This is a genomic window from Rhodococcus sp. ENV425 (assembly GCF_002887785.1).
Classification (GTDB): Bacteria; Actinomycetota; Actinomycetes; order Mycobacteriales; family Mycobacteriaceae; genus Rhodococcus; species Rhodococcus aetherivorans.
This window is the reverse complement of record NZ_PCZU01000047.1, coordinates 1-16,146: the sequence shown is the minus strand read 5'-3', so window position 1 is coordinate 16,146 and position 16,146 is coordinate 1. Positions and strand designations below refer to the sequence as shown.

14 protein-coding genes are annotated in these 16,146 nt (G+C 71.5%); 1 reads left to right on the top strand and 13 read right to left on the bottom strand.

Annotation, left to right across the window (positions count from 1 at the left end):
* A partial coding sequence (locus CQZ88_RS03610; RefSeq protein WP_102799264.1) for a Tex family protein occupies positions 1 to 2,139 on the bottom strand: 2,139 nt, incomplete at its 3' end.
* Positions 2,140 to 2,255: 116 nt separating this feature from the next.
* Between CQZ88_RS03610 and CQZ88_RS03605 the strand changes: the two genes are divergently transcribed.
* Entirely contained in the window at positions 2,256 to 3,212 is a 957-nt protein-coding gene (locus CQZ88_RS03605; protein ID WP_006933696.1) for a hypothetical protein, read from the top strand.
* Between the two features lie 10 nt (positions 3,213 to 3,222).
* Here CQZ88_RS03605 and trmD read toward each other — a convergent pair whose 3' ends face one another.
* From trmD to CQZ88_RS03545, 12 genes are all read right to left on the bottom strand, one after another.
* The gene (trmD, locus tag CQZ88_RS03600) at positions 3,223 to 3,924 is read right to left on the bottom strand and encodes a tRNA (guanosine(37)-N1)-methyltransferase TrmD (RefSeq protein WP_006933695.1); all 702 of its coding nucleotides are present in this window, start codon (positions 3,922 to 3,924) and stop codon (positions 3,223 to 3,225) included.
* Between the two features lie 6 nt (positions 3,925 to 3,930).
* Positions 3,931 to 4,488: a ribosome maturation factor RimM gene (gene rimM, locus CQZ88_RS03595; protein WP_029543205.1), complete on the bottom strand. Its 558-nt coding sequence runs from the start codon at positions 4,486 to 4,488 to the stop codon at positions 3,931 to 3,933.
* Positions 4,489 to 4,498: 10 nt separating this feature from the next.
* Positions 4,499 to 4,741 carry an RNA-binding protein gene (locus CQZ88_RS03590; RefSeq protein ID WP_006933693.1) on the bottom strand — a complete coding sequence of 81 codons (243 nt, stop codon included), beginning with the start codon at positions 4,739 to 4,741 and terminating at the stop codon, positions 4,499 to 4,501.
* Complete coding sequence (rpsP, locus tag CQZ88_RS03585) at positions 4,741 to 5,181, bottom strand: 30S ribosomal protein S16 (protein ID WP_006933690.1); 441 nt, start codon at positions 5,179 to 5,181, stop codon at positions 4,741 to 4,743. The genes CQZ88_RS03590 and rpsP overlap by 1 nt, the downstream gene beginning before the upstream one ends.
* Positions 5,182 to 5,357: 176 nt before the next feature.
* Positions 5,358 to 6,104, bottom strand: coding sequence for a CPBP family intramembrane glutamic endopeptidase (locus tag CQZ88_RS03580; RefSeq protein WP_006933689.1), 747 nt, complete (start codon positions 6,102 to 6,104; stop codon positions 5,358 to 5,360).
* The gene (locus tag CQZ88_RS03575) at positions 6,101 to 7,195 is read right to left on the bottom strand and encodes an amidohydrolase family protein (RefSeq protein WP_006933685.1); all 1,095 of its coding nucleotides are present in this window, start codon (positions 7,193 to 7,195) and stop codon (positions 6,101 to 6,103) included. Before CQZ88_RS03575 ends, CQZ88_RS03580 begins: the two co-directional genes overlap by 4 nt.
* A gap of 6 nt (positions 7,196 to 7,201) precedes the next feature.
* On the bottom strand, positions 7,202 to 8,782 hold the full coding sequence (gene ffh / locus CQZ88_RS03570) for a signal recognition particle protein (RefSeq protein ID WP_006933683.1): 1,581 nt from the start codon (positions 8,780 to 8,782) through the stop codon (positions 7,202 to 7,204).
* A 102-nt stretch (positions 8,783 to 8,884) separates the two neighbouring features.
* Complete coding sequence (locus CQZ88_RS03565) at positions 8,885 to 11,398, bottom strand: [protein-PII] uridylyltransferase (protein WP_006933681.1); 2,514 nt, start codon at positions 11,396 to 11,398, stop codon at positions 8,885 to 8,887.
* Positions 11,388 to 11,726, bottom strand: coding sequence for a P-II family nitrogen regulator (locus CQZ88_RS03560; protein ID WP_006933679.1), 339 nt, complete (start codon positions 11,724 to 11,726; stop codon positions 11,388 to 11,390). The genes CQZ88_RS03565 and CQZ88_RS03560 overlap by 11 nt, the downstream gene beginning before the upstream one ends.
* Before the next feature lie 43 nt (positions 11,727 to 11,769).
* Positions 11,770 to 13,077, bottom strand: a complete 1,308-nt coding sequence (locus CQZ88_RS03555) for an ammonium transporter (protein WP_029543203.1) — start codon at positions 13,075 to 13,077, stop codon at positions 11,770 to 11,772.
* Between the two features lie 471 nt (positions 13,078 to 13,548).
* The gene (ftsY, locus tag CQZ88_RS03550; protein WP_043800027.1) at positions 13,549 to 15,150 is read right to left on the bottom strand and encodes a signal recognition particle-docking protein FtsY; all 1,602 of its coding nucleotides are present in this window, start codon (positions 15,148 to 15,150) and stop codon (positions 13,549 to 13,551) included.
* Positions 15,147 to 16,146, bottom strand: a 1,000-nt coding sequence (locus CQZ88_RS03545) for an AAA family ATPase (RefSeq protein WP_180986937.1), incomplete at its 5' end; no start/stop codon positions are given. The genes CQZ88_RS03545 and ftsY, both read right to left, overlap by 4 nt.

Below are 16,146 nucleotides of genomic sequence, written 5' to 3'. Positions count from 1 at the left end.
GTCGAGGCGCAGCGTCAGGCTGATCCGCTGCCGGGGCACGTCCACGTCGAGCACCTTGACCTTGACCACCTCGCCGGACTTCACGACGTCGTGCGGGTCCTGGACGAAGCTGCGGGACATCGCGGACACGTGCACGAGGCCGTCCTGATGCACCCCGACGTCGACGAACGCGCCGAACGCCGCGACGTTGGTGACCACACCCTCGAGCACCATGCCGGGCTTCAGGTCGGCGACCTTCTCCACGCCGGCGGCGAACGTCGCGGTCTTGAACTCCGGGCGCGGGTCGCGGCCCGGCTTCTCGAGCTCGGCGATGATGTCGGTGACGGTGGGCAGGCCGAAGCGGTCGTCGACGAACTCCGCCGGCCGCAGCCGGCGCAGCACCGCGGTGTTGCCGATGAGCTCGCGCACGTCGCCGCCGTTCCGTTCGACGATACGCCGCACCACCGGGTACGCCTCGGGATGCACGCTCGAGGTGTCGAGCGGGTCGTCGCCGTTGGGAATCCGCAGGAAGCCGGCGCACTGCTCGAACGCCTTCGGACCGAGGCGCGGCACGTCCGTGAGGGCCTTGCGGGTGCGGAACGGGCCGTGCTGGTCTCGATGGGCGACGATGCTCTCCGCGAGGGACGAGGCGATGCCCGACACCCGGGCGAGCAACGGCACCGAGGCGGTGTTGACGTCCACGCCGACGGCGTTCACCGCGTCCTCGACGACCGCGCCGAGGGAGCGGGCGAGCATCGTCTCGGACACGTCGTGCTGGTACTGGCCGACGCCGATGGACTTGGGATCGATCTTGACGAGCTCGGCGAGCGGGTCCTGCAGGCGCCGGGCGATGGACACCGCACCGCGGATCGACACGTCGAGATCCGGCAGTTCCTTCGACGCGTACGCCGACGCCGAGTACACGGACGCGCCGGCCTCGGACACCACGATCTTGGTGAGATTCGTGGCACCGGACTTGGCGATCAGCTCGGTGGCGAGGGCATCGGTTTCGCGGGAGGCGGTGCCGTTCCCGATCGCGATCAGTTCCACCCCGTGCTGCGCGACGAGCCGCGCGAGGGTGGCCAGGGCCTGGTCCCACTTGTTGTGCGGCTGGTGCGGGTAGATCGTGTCGTGCGCGACGACCTTACCGGTGGCGTCGACGACGGCGACCTTGGTGCCGGTGCGGAAGCCGGGGTCGAGTCCCATCGTCGGCCGGGTGCCGGCGGGGGCGGCGAGCAGCAGGTCGCGCAGGTTGGCGGCGAACACGTCGACGGCGTCCTTCTCGGCGGACTGCCGCAGCCGCATACGGGTGTCGAGGGCCAGGGAGACCAGCAGCTTGGTGCGCCACGCCCAACGGACGGTGTCGAGGAGCCACTTGTCGGCGGGCCGGCCCTCGTCGGCGATGCCGAAGCGGGCGGCTATGCGGCCTTCGAAGTAGGTGCGCTGCCCGGGCTCGGGTTCCTCGGTGTCCGGCTCGAGCGACAGGCTGAGTACCTCCTCCTTCTCGCCGCGCAGCACCGCGAGGATGCGGTGCGAGGGCAGGTCGGTGAAGGGCTCGGAGAAGTCGAAGTAGTCGGCGAACTTGGCGCCCTCGGTTTCCTTGCCGGGACGCACGGTGGACTTCAGCTGTCCGCGGGTCCACATCGCGTCACGCAGTTCGCCGACGAGGTCGGCGTCCTCGGCGAAGCGTTCGACGAGGATGGCGCGGGCGCCGTCGAGCTGTTCGGCGCTGTACTGCGCGGGATCGGTGGTGGGGTCGCCGATCAGGGCGTCGGCGACGGGCTCGTGGCCGGCCTCCCGCGCGATCTGCGCCTTGGTGCGCCGCTTCGGCTTGAACGGCAGGTAGATGTCCTCGAGCCGGGCCTTGGTGTCGGCGAGGAGGATCTGCGTGCGCAGCTCGTCGTCGAGCTTGCCCTGCGACTCGATGGATTCGAGCACCGCGGTGCGGCGCTCGTCGAGCTCACGCAGGTATCGCAGGCGTTCCTCGAGCTGCCGGAGCTGGGCGTCGTCGAGCGCGCCGGTGACCTCCTTGCGGTAGCGCGCGATGAACGGCACCGTTGCGCCGCCGTCGAGCAGGTCGACCGCCGCGGCGACCTGACCTTCCCGGACGTCGAGTTCCTCGGCGATGCGCTGATTCACGGTCTTGAGAGCGGTCGTCACAGCGGTCGACCCTACCGTTATCCTTCCTCCGCCCTCGGTGACGCGCGTGGGCGCGCCCGTCTCCGAGGTGGACGGTGGGGCGAGCTCGCCGGACAATCGACTACAGGAGCGTGGGAATGTCCCGGGTGCGCGGCGGCCGCTGGGCGGTGCTGGCGCTGTCGTTGCTGACGGCGGCGACGGTGGGTGCGTGCGGCCCGGAGCCGGTCGTGTCGCCGGTCGCCCTGCCGTCCGCCGCCGTCGAGTCCCCGGGCCCGCTGGAACCGTTCGGTTCGCTGCCCGACCGGATGACGGCCGCGGCGGCGACCGCCGCCGGACGCGGCGCCGACGTGACGATCGCCGCGCTCGATCGTCGGACCGGGCGCCGGGTCGTCGGGGGCGTCGACGCGCCGATCGAGACCGCGTCGGTGGCCAAGCTGTTCATCGCCGACGACCTGCTGTACCGGGCGGCGACCGGCGAGTTGCCGCTCGGCGGCAGTGACTACGACCGGATCACCGCGATGCTCGAGTCGTCGGACGACTCGGCGGCGAACGACCTGTGGTTCCGGCACGGCGACTCGGAGATCGTCGAGCGCACCGCCGCACGGCACGCGTTCACCGGCACCGTCGCGCCCGCGGACGGGCTGTGGTGGAACACCGTCACCACCGCGTCGGACCTGCTCACCTGGTACGCGGACCTGCTCGACGGCACGGGCGGGCTGGACGAGTGGGGCCGCGCGACGATCGTCGGGCACCTGCGGGCCGCCGCTCCGGTCGGCGCCGACGGGTACGACCAGCATTTCGGGTTGCCGGACGGGCTGGTCGACACGACGGGACTCGGCGTGAAGCAGGGCTGGATGTGCTGCCTCGACGGGCGCTGGATCCACCTGTCCACGGGGTTCGTCGGCGAGGACGAGCGGTATGTGCTGGTGGTGCTCGCCCGCGAGCTCGTGCATTACGACGACGGCGACGACCGGTGGGCCGATCTGCCGGACACGGCGCTGTTCGACGTGACCGGGGATGCGAGTGCGCAGCACGCGCGGGACACGGTCACCGAGGTGGTCCGCACGGTGTTCGGCGGCGCCGGCGCGCACTGACCGTGACCGGTCAGTCGGCGAGCAGGTCGGGTCGGCGTTCGCGGGTGCGCTCGAGCGCCCGCTCCCGGCGCCATGCGGCGACCTTGGCGTGGTCCCCGGACAGCAGCACCGGCGGCACCTCGAGGCCGCGCCAGCTGACGGGGCGGGTGTAGCTGGGGCCCTCGAGGAGGCCGTCGGAGAAGGAGTCCTCCTGGTGGGACTGCTGATTGCCGAGAACGCCGGGCAGCAGTCGCACGACGGCCTCGGTCATGACGAGGACGGCGACCTCGCCGCCGATGAGGACGTAGTCGCCGATGCTGACCTCTTCGACCCGGACCCGGCGGGCGGCGTCGTCGAAGACGCGCTGGTCGATGCCCTCGTAGCGGCCGCAGGCGAACACGATGCGCTTCTCGCCGGCCCAGCGCTGCGCGGTGGCCTGGTCGAACGGCACGCCGGCCGGGGTGGGGACGACGAGCAGCACGTCGGGGTCGGGTTCGCCGTCGGGGCCGGCGAGCACGTCGTCGAGGGCGGGCCCCCACACCGTGGGCTTCATGACCATGCCCGGTCCCCCGCCGTACGGGGAGTCGTCGACGGCCTTGTGCACGTCGTGGGTCCAGTCCCGCAGGTTGTGGATCCCGACGGAGACGAGGCCCTTGTCGATGGCCTTGCCGAGCAGCGCGACGCGCAGCGGCTCGAGGTATTCGGGGAAGATGGTGACGACGTCGAATCGCACGGGAGGTTATGTCTCCGAGCCGAAGTCGGGGTCGAGCAGACCCTCCGGCGGGTCGATCTCGATGACGCCGCCCGCGAGCGACACCGTCGGCACGATCGCGGTGACGAACGGGATCAGCAGTTCGCGCCGTTCGTCGCCGGCCGGGCGGACGGCGAGCAGTTCGCCGGCGGCGGTGTGCAGCACCTCGCGAACGGTACCGATCTCGGTGCCGGCGTCGGGCCGTCCCGCGACGATGCGTACGGCCAGGCCCTCGAGCTCGTGGTCGTAGAACTCGTCCGGGTCGTCGGACGGCGGCAGGTCGGCGCTGTCGACGAGGAACAGGGTGCCGCGCAGGGCGTCGGCGGCGCTGCGGTCGGCGATCCCCCGCAGGCGCAGCAGAAGCCGCCCGGAGTGTTCCCGGGCGGCTTCCACCGTGTACGTCTGCAGGGTCTGCTCGCGGGGCTTGCGGCCGTGCAGCACGGCGCCGACGGCGAAGCGCTCCTCGGGTTCGTCGGTGCGAACCTCGACGACCACCTCACCCTTGATGCCGTGCGACTTGGCGACACGGCCCACCACGAGCTCCACCGCGGCGCGCCTACTGGTCGGTGTCGACGACGTCGACGCGGATCCCACGGCCCCCGATGCCGGAGACGAGGGTCCGCAGGGCGGTCGCGGTGCGGCCGCCGCGGCCGATGACCTTGCCGAGATCGTCGGGGTGCACGTGCACCTCGACGGTGCGCCCCCGACGGCCCGTGATCAGCTCGACGCGCACGTCGTCGGGGTTGGCGACGATCCCACGGACGAGATGCTCGACGGCATCGGCGACAACGGTGCTCATTACTCGGCAGCCTCGGTGGACACGGAGGACTCCTCCGCGGTGTCTTCCTTGGCGGCCTTCTTCTTCTTGGGCGTGACGGCCTCGGCAGCCGGCGCGTTCTCGGCCTGCGCGAGGGCGGCCTGGAACAGCTCGAGCTTGGACGGCTTCGGCTCGGCCTTACGCAGGGTGCCCTCGGTGCCGGGGAGACCCTTGTACTTCTGCCAGTCGCCGGTGATCTTGAGGAGGTTCTCGACCGGCTCGGTCGGCTGCGCACCGACGCCGAGCCAGTACTGGGCCCGCTCCGAGTCGATCTCGATCAGCGAGGGCTCTTCCTTCGGGTGGTACTTGCCGATGGTCTCGATGGCGCGGCCGTTGCGGCGGGTGCGCGAATCGGCAACCACGATGCGGTACTGCGGGTTGCGGATCTTGCCGAGACGGGTGAGCTTGATCTTGACAGCCACTGCTGTGAATCTCCTTCGGCGCATGCGAAATACGCCTGTCACGTGCAATTCGGACGACGTGCCCTTCTGGCACGTCCGGTTTTGCCTCTATCCTGTGACCGCCGCGCGGTACGTAACCGGATGCGACGACAGCGATCCATTCTGCCAGATCCGCCCGCCGGGACGAAAACGGGAGGTCAGAGCAGAAACAGCAGGCTCAGCGCGGGCAGGGTGTTGTTGAGCGAGTGCGCCACCCAGGAGGAGAACACCGACCCGCCGCGCAGCCTCGCGAACCCCATCGCCGCTCCGCCCCACAACAGAACCGGCAGCCGCCACCACTCCTGATGCCACATGGCGAACACGACGGTGGTGATCGTCAGGACGCCGATCGGGCGTCCCCACCATCGCTCGGGCCGGCGTTCGAGCGCCCCCCAGAGCATGCCGCGGAACATCAGCTCCTCGCCGAGCGGGGCGCCGAACCACACCCAGGCCACGAGCAGCAGTTTCCACACCGTGGGCAACCCGACCAGGGCGGTGAGCGGGGAATCGGCGGCGTCGATGCCGAGGGCGACGACGAGGATCGCTGCCAGGATCAGCGCGCCGAGCAGCGCGATTCCCCCGCCGAGCAGACCGATTCCGAGCTGGTTGCGGAACTCGGGCCACGACCGCGGCAGTCCGAAGTCGGCGACGGGTCCGCAGCCACGCCACACGCTGAACGCCACGGCCGCCGCCCCCGCGAGCAGGGTGGGGGCCATGATGGCGAGCACGTATGTCTCGGCGACGAAGCCCTCCCCGGCCAGGACCGGTCCCAGCGTGAAGCCGGCGAGGTTCACGGCCAGCACCACCAGCGCGGCCGGGAGGCCCCACCGGTGCGCGGGGGGCGAGGGCGCGGGCCGGGGCGGGGCCGCAGCGGTCTCCGGGTCGGGTGGCTCGGGGACGGTCATGCGAAGGCGGCGCGGCGGGTGACGACGGCACCCCGGAGCATCACCAGGCCCGGCCGGGCCAGCACGTCCGGCCCGGTCCGCGGATCCAGCTCGTACACCGTCAGGTCGGCGGGGGCGCCCGGCTCGAGGCTCGGATGCCCCAGCCAGGCCCGGGCCGTCCAGCTGGCGGCGCCGAGCGCCTCGGTCGGGGTCAGCCCCACCTTGCCGAGGGCGGCGACCTCGTCGGCGATGCGACCGTGCCGCACCGAGCCGCCGGCATCGGTGCCGGCGTAGATCGGGATCCCGGCGTCGTGGGCGGCGCCGACGGTGTCCGCGACACGGGCGTGCAGGTCCCGCATGTGCGCCGCGTAGACCGGGAACCGGGTGGCCGAGTCGGCGATCTCGGGAAAGTTCTCGATGTTGACCAGGGTCGGCACGAGGACCGTGCCCTGCGCGGCCATGGTGGCGATCGTGTCGTCGGTCAGCCCGGTGCCGTGTTCGAGGCAGTCGATGCCGGCGGCGAGCAGGCCGGGCAGCGCGTCCTCCCCGAACACATGGGCGGTCACGCGCGCTCCCGCACGGTGGGCCGCGGCGATCGCCTCGACGAGGATCCCGTCCGACCACAGCGGCGCGAGATCGCCGGTGCCGCGGTCGATCCAGTCGCCGATGAGCTTGACCCAGCCGTCCCCCGCGCGGGCCTGGCGAACCACCTCGTCCGGCAGCTGCGATTCGTCTTCGAGGTCGACGGGCAGCCCGCGGATGTAGCGCTTGGGGGCGGCGATGTGCCGTCCCGCGCGCACGATCCGTGGCAGGTCGGCCCGCTCGTCGAGGTGCCGGGTGTCGACCGGGGATCCCGCGTCGCGCAGCAGCAGCACCCCGGCGTCGCGCTCGGTGACGGCCTGCGCGATCAGCCCGTCCGCGTCCTCCGCGCCGCCGCCGAAGCGGATCCCGACGTGGCAGTGGGCGTCGACGAGACCGGGCAGGATCCAGCCGTCGGCGGTGAGCAGCTCGGCCCCGGGGATCGGCTCGGCGGCGAACGTGCCGTCGTCGCCGATCCACAGCTCGATCGGTTCGCCGTCCGGCAGGGACCGTCCGCGCAGGGTGAACGCCACGGCGGACTACTTCTTCGGCAACTTCAGCTGCGAGAGGTCGAAGTTCTCGAGACCGGGCGGCAGCTCGTCGAGGCCCTTCGGCATCTTCGACAGGTCCGGGAACCCGGCGGGCATCCCGCCCATGCCGGGCATGCCGGCGGGCATGCCACCGGGGAATCCGCCCTTGATCTTCGGCGGGGTCGGCCCGCGGCCGCCCTTCTTGCCCTTCTTGCCCTTCTTCGCGCGCTGCGGCTTGCGGGACCCGGGCATGCCCATGCGCCCGGCCATCGCGGCCATCATCTTGCGGGCTTCGAAGAACCGGTCGACGAGCTGGTTGACGTCGGAGACCTTGACGCCGGAGCCGTTGGCGATACGCAGCCGCCGGGAGGCGTTGATGATCTTCGGGTTGGCGCGTTCCGCCGGCGTCATGCCGCGGATGATCGCCTGGATCCGGTCGAGCTGCTTCTCGTCGACGTTCGCGAGGGCGTCCTTCATCTGTCCCGCACCCGGCAGCATGCCGAGCAGGTTCGCGATCGGGCCCATCTTCCGCACGGCCATCATCTGCTCGAGGAAGTCCTCGAGGGTGAGTTCACCGGAGCCGATCTTCGCGGCGGTGGCCTCGGCCTGCTCGGCGTCGAAGACCTGCTCGGCCTGCTCGATGAGGGTGAGCACGTCGCCCATGCCGAGGATGCGGCTGGCCATGCGCTCGGGGTGGAAGACGTCGAAGTCCTCGAGCTTCTCACCGGTCGACGCGAACAGGATCGGCTGACCGGTCAGCTCGCGGACGCTGAGCGCGGCACCGCCGCGGGCGTCGCCGTCGAGCTTGGTGAGCACCACGCCGGTGAAGCCGACACCGGCGCGGAACGCCTCGGCGGTGCTCACGGCGTCCTGGCCGATCATCGCGTCGAGCACGAACAGCGTCTCGTCGGGCTGCACGGCGTCGCGGATGCCGGCGGCCTGGGCCATCAGCTCCTCGTCGATGCCGAGGCGGCCGGCGGTGTCGACGATGACCACGTCGTAGTGCTTGGCGCGGGCCTCGGCGACGCCGTCGCGGGCGACGTTCACCGGGTCGGCGGCGGTGATGCCGAGCGGGTTCTCGCCGCCGCCGATGGAGGTGCCGGGGTGCGGGGCGAACACGGACGCACCGGCGCGTTCACCGACGATCTGCAGCTGGGTGACCGCGCCGGGCCGCTGCAGGTCACAGGCGACCAGCAGCGGGGTGTGGCCCTGGTCCTTGAGCCACTTGGCGAGCTTGCCGGCGAGGGTGGTCTTACCGGAGCCCTGCAGACCGGCGAGCATGATCACCGTGGGCGGGGTCTTGGCGAACTGCAGCCGCCGGGTCTCGCCGCCGAGGATCCCGACGAGCTCCTCGTTGACGATCTTGACGACCTGCTGGGCGGGGTTCAGCGCGCCGTGTACCTCGGCGCCCTTGGCTCGTTCCTTGATCTTGGCGATGAACGAGCGCACCACGGGCAGGGCGACGTCGGCCTCGAGCAGCGCCAGGCGGATCTCCCGGGCGGTCGCGTCGATGTCGGCGTCGGAGAGGCGCCCCTTGCCGCGCAGGTCCTTGAGGGCTCCGGTCAACCTGTCGGAAAGGGATTCGAACACCGAATGCGCTCCTGGGTCTGGCGAAGATGCGGACAGTTCTGCGCTCCAGGGTAGCCGCTCGCGGCACGAGTTCTCGCACGTGCACGAGCGGCCGCCCCGCCCTCAGCCCTTGTCCTCGGGTTTCTTCGGCTCCGGAGCGGGCACCACGGCGAGCACCGCCCGCTCGACCCGCTCCCGGTTCTCCCGGGTGTCGGAACCTCCCAGATCGATGCAGAACGCGTCCACGACGGTGCGGCCGAGGGTGGAAACCCGGGCCCAGCGCACGTCGGTGCCGCACCGTTCGAACGCGTCCGCGAGCCGGCACAGCATGCCCAGCCGGTCCTCGGCGCGCAGCTCGAGGATCGCCTGACCCGGATCCGGGGCGTCGATCCAGATCAGGTGCGGCGGCGCCTGCGCGTAGGTGCCCGGCACGGCCCGCTCCGGGCGTTCGGGCAGCTGCGCCTCCCGCGCCGCCTGCTCCTTCGCGTCGAGCGTGGCGAGCAGGTCGAGGTCCCCGGCGCGGGCCCGGATGAGTTCCTGCCGCAGCAGACCCGCCGGCGGCGGGGCCCCGAACAGCGGCGCGACGGCGAAGCTGTTGACCGCACTACCGGCGTGGCTGCCCACCGAGGCGGACAGCACGCGCAGGCCGTGCAGGGCCAGCACCCCGGCGGCGTCGGACAGCAGGCCCGGCTCGTCGGGCGCGACCACCGTCACCGTGTAGGCGTGCGGGTTCTCGCCGGGTTGGAGCTCGACGTGGATGCCGCCCTGTTCCGCCTGCTCGGCGAGCTGGGGGTCGATCGGGTCCGGTCTCGGCAGCTCCTCCCCCGCCATCACCAGCCGGCAGCGCCGGACCAGCTCCCGGATGAGCGCCGCCTTCCAGTCGCCCCACACCCCCGGGCCCGTCGCGAGCGAGTCCGCCTCGGCGAGGGCGTGCAGCAGCTCGAGCAGCACCGGGTCGCCGTCGATGGCCTCGACGACGGACTCCACCGTGGCGGGGTCGTCGAGGTCACGGCGGGTCGCGGTGTGCGGAAGCAGCAGATGGTGGCGGACCAGCGCGGACAGCACGGCGACGTCGGACGGCCACAGACCCATCCGGCGGCCGATCTGGGTGGCGAGTTCCGCGCCGACGACGCTGTGGTCGCCGCCGCGACCCTTGCCGATGTCGTGCAGCAACGCCCCGAGCACCAGCAGGTCGGGGCGTGCGACGCGGGTGGTCAGCCCGCCGGCGTACACCGCGGTCTCCACCAGGTGCCGGTCCACCGTCCAGGTGTGCACGGCATCGCGCGGGGGCAGATCCCGCACCGCCCCCCATTCGGGGAGCAGCCGGCCCCACAGTCCCGTCCGGTCGAGCGCCTCGATCGGGTCGATCGCGCGGGTTCCCGAGCCGAGCAGCACGAGCAGGTCGTTCAGCGCGGTGCGCGGCCACGGTTCCCGCAGTTCGGGGGCGCTGTCGGCCAGGCGGCCGAGGGTGGACGCGGAGATCGGCAGGTCGTGCTGCGCTGCGGCCGCGGCGACCCGCGTGATCAGGCCGGGGTCCTTGCGCGGGTGCGCGTCGCGGGCCAGCGTCACTTCGCCGCCGTGTTCCACCACACCCTCGTCGAGCGGGCGCCGGACGGGGACGCGGCGCAGCCGGGACAGGCCCTTGCGGGGCAGCGAGTTTCCTGCCGTGCGTACCCCGACCTCCACCGAGTAGCTCACGGTCCGGGCCGCCTCGGTCAGCACGCGGGCCAGGTCGAACCGGTCCCCGATGCGCAGGGCGGCGCCGATCTCGTCGGCATCCTGGGCGCGCAGCTGGTCGCGGGCCCGGCCGGCGACGCGGTGCAGCTCGGTGCGCACGTCCAGCAGGCGGCGGTGCGCGGCCGCGAGCCCGCCGCCGGGAACGTCGGGCCCGAGCCCGGGCATGCCGTCGGTGAGCTGCGCGACGGACAGTGCGTTGAGCAGTTGCACGTCCCGCAGCCCGCCGCGGCCGCTCTTGAGGTCGGGTTCGGCCCGGTGCGCGATCTGCCCGCTGCGTTCCCACCGGGCCTCGGTCAGGGCGATGAGCTCCTCGAACCGGCTGCGGATGCCGGTGCGCCACTGCCGCCGCACGCCGCCGATCAGCAGGTTGCTCAATTCGAGGTCGCCGGCGATGTGCCGGGCTTCGAGCAGGCCGAGCGCGGCGGTCAGGTCGGACGCGGCGACCTGCAGGGCCTGCGGGACGGTCCGGACGCTGTGGTCGAGCTTGATGTGCGCGTCCCACAGCGGATACCAGAGCCGGTCGGCGACCCGGGACACGACAGCGGGGTCCATGTCGTCGTGCAGCAGGACCAGATCCAGGTCGGAGTAGGGGAGCATCTCGCGGCGGCCGAGGCCGCCGACGGCGACGATGGCGAAGCCGCAGTCGGGCTTGATTCCGAGTTCGGTTCCCTTGGTGACGAGCCAGAACTCGTGGAGATCGACGAGGGCGTGGCGGAGGGCGGGGGCGTCGAGCCGGCGGTTGCGGGTGCCGCCGGCGAGCAACTGGGTACGAGCCCGGGCGAGGTCGGTGGCGGCGGTGCCGGATCCGGCCGGCCCCGGAGACACCGGCGGCCCCGATCCCGCCGCGGAGGCAGCGGGACCAGGGCCGCGAGTTCCGGACCCCTTCGGGTCAGAGTGCATCGGCGCCTCGTTCACCGGTGCGCACTCGGACGACCGTTTCGACCGGGGTGACCCACACCTTGCCGTCGCCGATCTTGCCGGTGCGGGAGGCCTCGACGATGGTCTCGACCACCTTGTCGACGGCGGCGTCGTCGACGACGACCTCGACGCGGACCTTGGGAACGAAGTCGACGGAGTACTCGGCTCCGCGGTAGACCTCGGTGTGGCCCTTCTGGCGACCGTATCCCTGCACCTCGCTGACGGTCATGCCAAGCACACCCGCCTGCTCGAGGCCTGCCTTGACGTCCTCGAGGGTGAACGGCTTGACAATTGCCGTGATCAGCTTCATATCCTCATCCCTTCCCAGTCTCCAGTGCCCTGATGTCTTCTTATCACTTGAGGGCGGCGGCGAAGTCGTATGCCGACTCCGCATGCTCGGCCTCGTCGATGCCGCGTGCCTCTTCCTCCTCCGACACCCGCCAGCCGAGCGGCTTGAGCGCGAAGGCGACGATCGCGGTGATGATGCCGGTGTAGACCAGGGCGAAGACTGCGATGACGATCTGGATCACGAGCTGCTTGTAGTCGCCGCCGTAGAACAGGCCCGTCTCGGTGCCGAGGAACCCGATCGCGATGGTGCCCCACAGGCCCGCGACGAGGTGCACGCCGACGACGTCGAGCGAGTCGTCGTAGCCGAACTTGTATTTCAGGCCGACCGCCAGGGCGGACAGGACGCCGGCGATCGCGCCGAGCACGATCGAACCGACCGGGCTGAGCGCACCGGCGGCCGGAGTGATGGCGACGAGGCCGGCGACGGCACCCGAGGCGGCACCGAGGCTGGTGCCCTTGCCGTCGCGGATGCGCTCGGTGAGGAGCCAGCCGAGGATCGCGGCGGCCGCGGCGGTGGTGGTGTTGACCCAGGCCAGGCCGGCCACACCGTCGGCGGCGAACGCGGAACCGGCGTTGAAGCCGAACCAGCCGAACCACAGCAGGGCAGCACCGAGCATGACGAACGGCAGGTTGTGCGGACGGAAGGCGGTGCGGCCGAAGCCCGCGCGCTTGCCGATGATCAGCGCCAGGACGAGCGCGGCAATGCCGGCGTTGATGTGCACGACGGTGCCGCCGGCGAAGTCGATGGGCGCCACGGTCGCGACGAGCCCGCCTTCTCCGTCGTCGGAGGTGCCGAAGATCTTGGCGGCGAGGCCGTCCGCGGAGCCGGAGAGCAGGCCGCCGCCCCACACCATGTGGGCGAGGGGGAAGTACGCGAGGGTGACCCAGATTCCGGAGAAGGCCAGCCAGGTGCCGAACTTCACGCGTTCGGAGAGGGCACCGCTGATGAGAGCGGTGGTGATGACCGCGAACGTGACCTGGAAGCCGATGTCGATGATCTGCGGGTAGTCGCCGAGGCCGGGCAGGAACTCACCGGCGTCGTCGTAGATGGCACCCTGCAGACCGAACATCTGGAACGGGTTGGCGAAGATGCCCCCGATGTCCTCGGTGCCGTAGGACATCGACCAGCCCCACAGCACGTAGATCACCGCGATGACCGCCATTGCCCCGAAGGACATCATCATCATGTTCAGGACGGCCTTGGTGCGCGACATGCCGCCGTAGAAGAACGCCAGACCGGGCGTCATCAACAGCACCAGGGACGCCGATATCAGCATCCATGCCGCGTCGCCGGTGTTCACCACTTCCTCCACTGCAACCTCCCTGTTGGCCGCGCCGGTCAGCGCGTCGTCGAGAGAAGAATGCTGTGGTGATGTTTCGGCCGGAGCGCCGCGCTGTTTCGGCGGAGTGAACGCAAATCGGACATGTGTTTCGTTCCTGTTTCGCGGCGCATCCACCGGCGCCGGCGGCCGAACCGGGTCCCTCGCACGGCGTTTCGCGGCGGTGCTCCCGCGAGCCGGGAGGGGGTGGATCGGGACGGATCGCGACCCGAGCCGGGACGGACCCGGCGGGGCCGGGTGGCCAGCGCGGCGAGCTCCCGCAGGAGCCTCTCGTCGCTGCTTCCCCGTCGCCACCCGCCCCGCGGGATCCGTCCGGCACCTGTTTCTACCGAACCGGAGTGGCAGATGGGAACCGAGTGACGATTTGTGACCTTTCCGTGACCAAAACCGGCCACCCGGTCGGAGGCCGGGTGGCCGGTGGTGAGCTGGCGGTGGTGCGGTGGATCAGCCCAGCAGGGCGTCGACGAATGCGCCCGGCTCGAACGGCGCGAGGTCGTCCGCGCCCTCACCGAGACCGACGAGTTTCACGGGGACCCCGAGCTCGTGCTGGACCTGGAAGACGATCCCGCCCTTGGCCGTGCCGTCGAGCTTGGTCAGCACCACGCCGGTGATGTCCACGACCTCGGCGAACACGCGCGCCTGCATCAGGCCGTTCTGCCCGATCGTCGCGTCGAGCACGAGCAGCACCTCGTCGACCGCGGCCTTCTTCTCCACGACCCGCTTGACCTTGCCGAGCTCGTCCATCAGACCGGTCTTGGTGTGCAGCCGGCCGGCGGTGTCGATGAGCACGGCGTCCACACCCTGATCGGTGCCCCTGGCGACGGCGTCGAAGGCGATCGCGGCCGGGTCGCCTCCCTCCTTGCCGCGCACGACCTCGGCGCCGACCCGCTCGGCCCACGTCTGCAACTGGTCGGCGGCGGCCGCACGGAAGGTGTCGGCAGCGCCCAGCAGGACGCGGCGGCCGTCGGCGACGAGGACCCGGGCGAGCTTGCCGGTGGTGGTGGTCTTACCGGTGCCGTTGACCCCGACGACGAGCAGCACCGCCGGGTGATCCTGGTGCGGCAGCGCCCTGATCGACCGGTCCAGCTCCGGGTGCAGCGCCTCGACCAGCACGTCCCGCAGGACGGCCCTGGCCTCGGCCTCGGTGCGCACACTGCGGGCGGCCATCTGCACCCGCAGCCGCTCGACGATCTGAGTGGTGGTGGCGGCACCGAGGTCGGCGATCAGCAGGGTGTCCTCGATCTCCTCCCACGAGTCCTCGTCGAGGTCGCCGCCGCCGAGCAGGCCGAGCAGGCTCTTGCCCACCGCCGACTGCGACCGGGCAAGTCGGCCGCGCAACCGGTCCAGCCGGCCCTCGGTCGGGGCGATCTCCTCGATCGGGGGAACGAGCGGGACAGCCGCTACCTCGGGCTCGGCGGTCGGCGGCGGGGCCACCTCGGGTTCGACGGCGGGTGCCGGCGGAGCTTCCTCGACCGGCGGGACGACCTCGACCGGCGCAACTTCCTCGACCGGCGCAACTTCCTCGACCGGCGGGACGACCTCGGACGGCGCCGGGGCGGTCTCCGGCTCGATGCCCGGGACGGGCTCGACCCTGGGGGCCGGTTCCACGGTGGGGGCGGCACCGGCCTCCGGGGCCCGCTCGGGCTCCACCCGGGGTTCGACCGTCGGCGCCGGAGCCTCCGACACCTCCTGGGGCAGTGACACGACCTTCGGTTCCGGCACGACCTTCGGTTCCGGCACCACCGTCGATTCCGGAGCGACCGGCGGTTTGGGGGACGCGGGCGGTTCCGGGACCACCGGCGGTCTCGGAACCGGCCGCTCGACCGGCTGGGGCGGCGCGGTCGCGGTCGCCCCCTGGGTGAAGCTGAAGCCGCCCGCGGCCTTGTAACCGCCGGAACGATCCTTCTGCTCGGCGGTGCCGAGCTGCGGCGTCTGCTCGGCCGTCAGCGACACCCGCCGTCTCCGGTACAGGGTCAGGCCGACGACGAGCGCGACGAGGAGGACGGCAAGTGCCGCCGCGATGGCTATCCAGGCTCCGGTACTCACGCCCCCATACTGTCAGGCGCAACGGCCGCGCTCAGCTCTGGGCGAGAAAGATCCTGACCACGCATCCGCTGCGAGATGACGCGGGTGATGCCGTCGCCGCGCATGCTGACCCCGTACAGGGCGTCGGCGATCTCCATCGTCGGCTTCTGGTGGGTGATGACGATGAGCTGGGACTTCTCCCGAAGCTGCTCGAACAGCCCGATGAGCCGGCGCAGGTTGGTGTCGTCGAGAGCGGCCTCCACCTCGTCCATGACGTAGAACGGGGACGGCCGGGCCCGGAAGATGGCGACGAGCATGGCCACCGCCGTCAGCGACTTCTCGCCGCCGGAGAGCAGCGACAGCCGCTTGACCTTCTTGCCCGGCGGCCGGGCCTCGACCTCGATGCCGGTGGTGAGCATGTCCGACGGATCGGTCAGCACGAGGCGGCCTTCGCCGCCGGGGAAGAGCTTGGCGAACACCTGCTCGAACTCGCGCTCGACGTCCGCGTACGCCTCGGTGAACACCTGCAGGATGCGGGCGTCGACGTCGGCGACCACGCCGAGCAGGTCCTTGCGGGCGTTCTTGACGTCCTCGAGCTGCGTGGCGAGGAAGTTGTACCGCTCCTCGAGCGCGGCGAACTCCTCGAGCGCCAGCGGGTTGACCTTGCCGAGGGTCGTCAGGTCCTTCTCCGCGCGCTTGGCGCGCCGCTCCTGGGTGGCGCGGTCGTACGGCTGCGGCTGCGGCGCGACGACCTGTTCTCCGCGTTCCCGCGCGTGTTCGAACTCGGCGATCTCGAGGTCGGACGGTGGCAGCGGCACCTCGGGGCCGTACTCGGCGACCAGATCGTCGGGCGCGATGGCGTACTGCTCGACGACGGCCTGCTCGAGCTGTTCGATCCGCAGCGCGGCCTGCGCGCGGGCGACCTCGTCCCGGTGCACCGCGTCGGTGAGCTGGGCCCGCTGCGCGGAGAGGTCGCGCACCCGCTCCTTGACCTTGTCGAGCTGTTCGGCCCGCTCG

Excerpts from the sequence above, each read along its gene's own strand:
- CQZ88_RS03605 (WP_006933696.1), top strand. The coding sequence starts at position 2,256 with ATGTCCCGGGTGCGCGGCGGCCGCTGGGCGGTGCTGGCGCTGTCGTTG.
- CQZ88_RS03590 (WP_006933693.1), bottom strand. The coding sequence starts at position 4,741 with ATGAGCACCGTTGTCGCCGATGCCGTCGAGCATCTCGTCCGTGGGATC.
- CQZ88_RS03580 (WP_006933689.1), bottom strand. The coding sequence starts at position 6,104 with ATGACCGTCCCCGAGCCACCCGACCCGGAGACCGCTGCGGCCCCGCCC.
- CQZ88_RS03565 (WP_006933681.1), bottom strand. The coding sequence starts at position 11,398 with ATGCACTCTGACCCGAAGGGGTCCGGAACTCGCGGCCCTGGTCCCGCT.
- CQZ88_RS03560 (WP_006933679.1), bottom strand. The coding sequence starts at position 11,726 with ATGAAGCTGATCACGGCAATTGTCAAGCCGTTCACCCTCGAGGACGTC.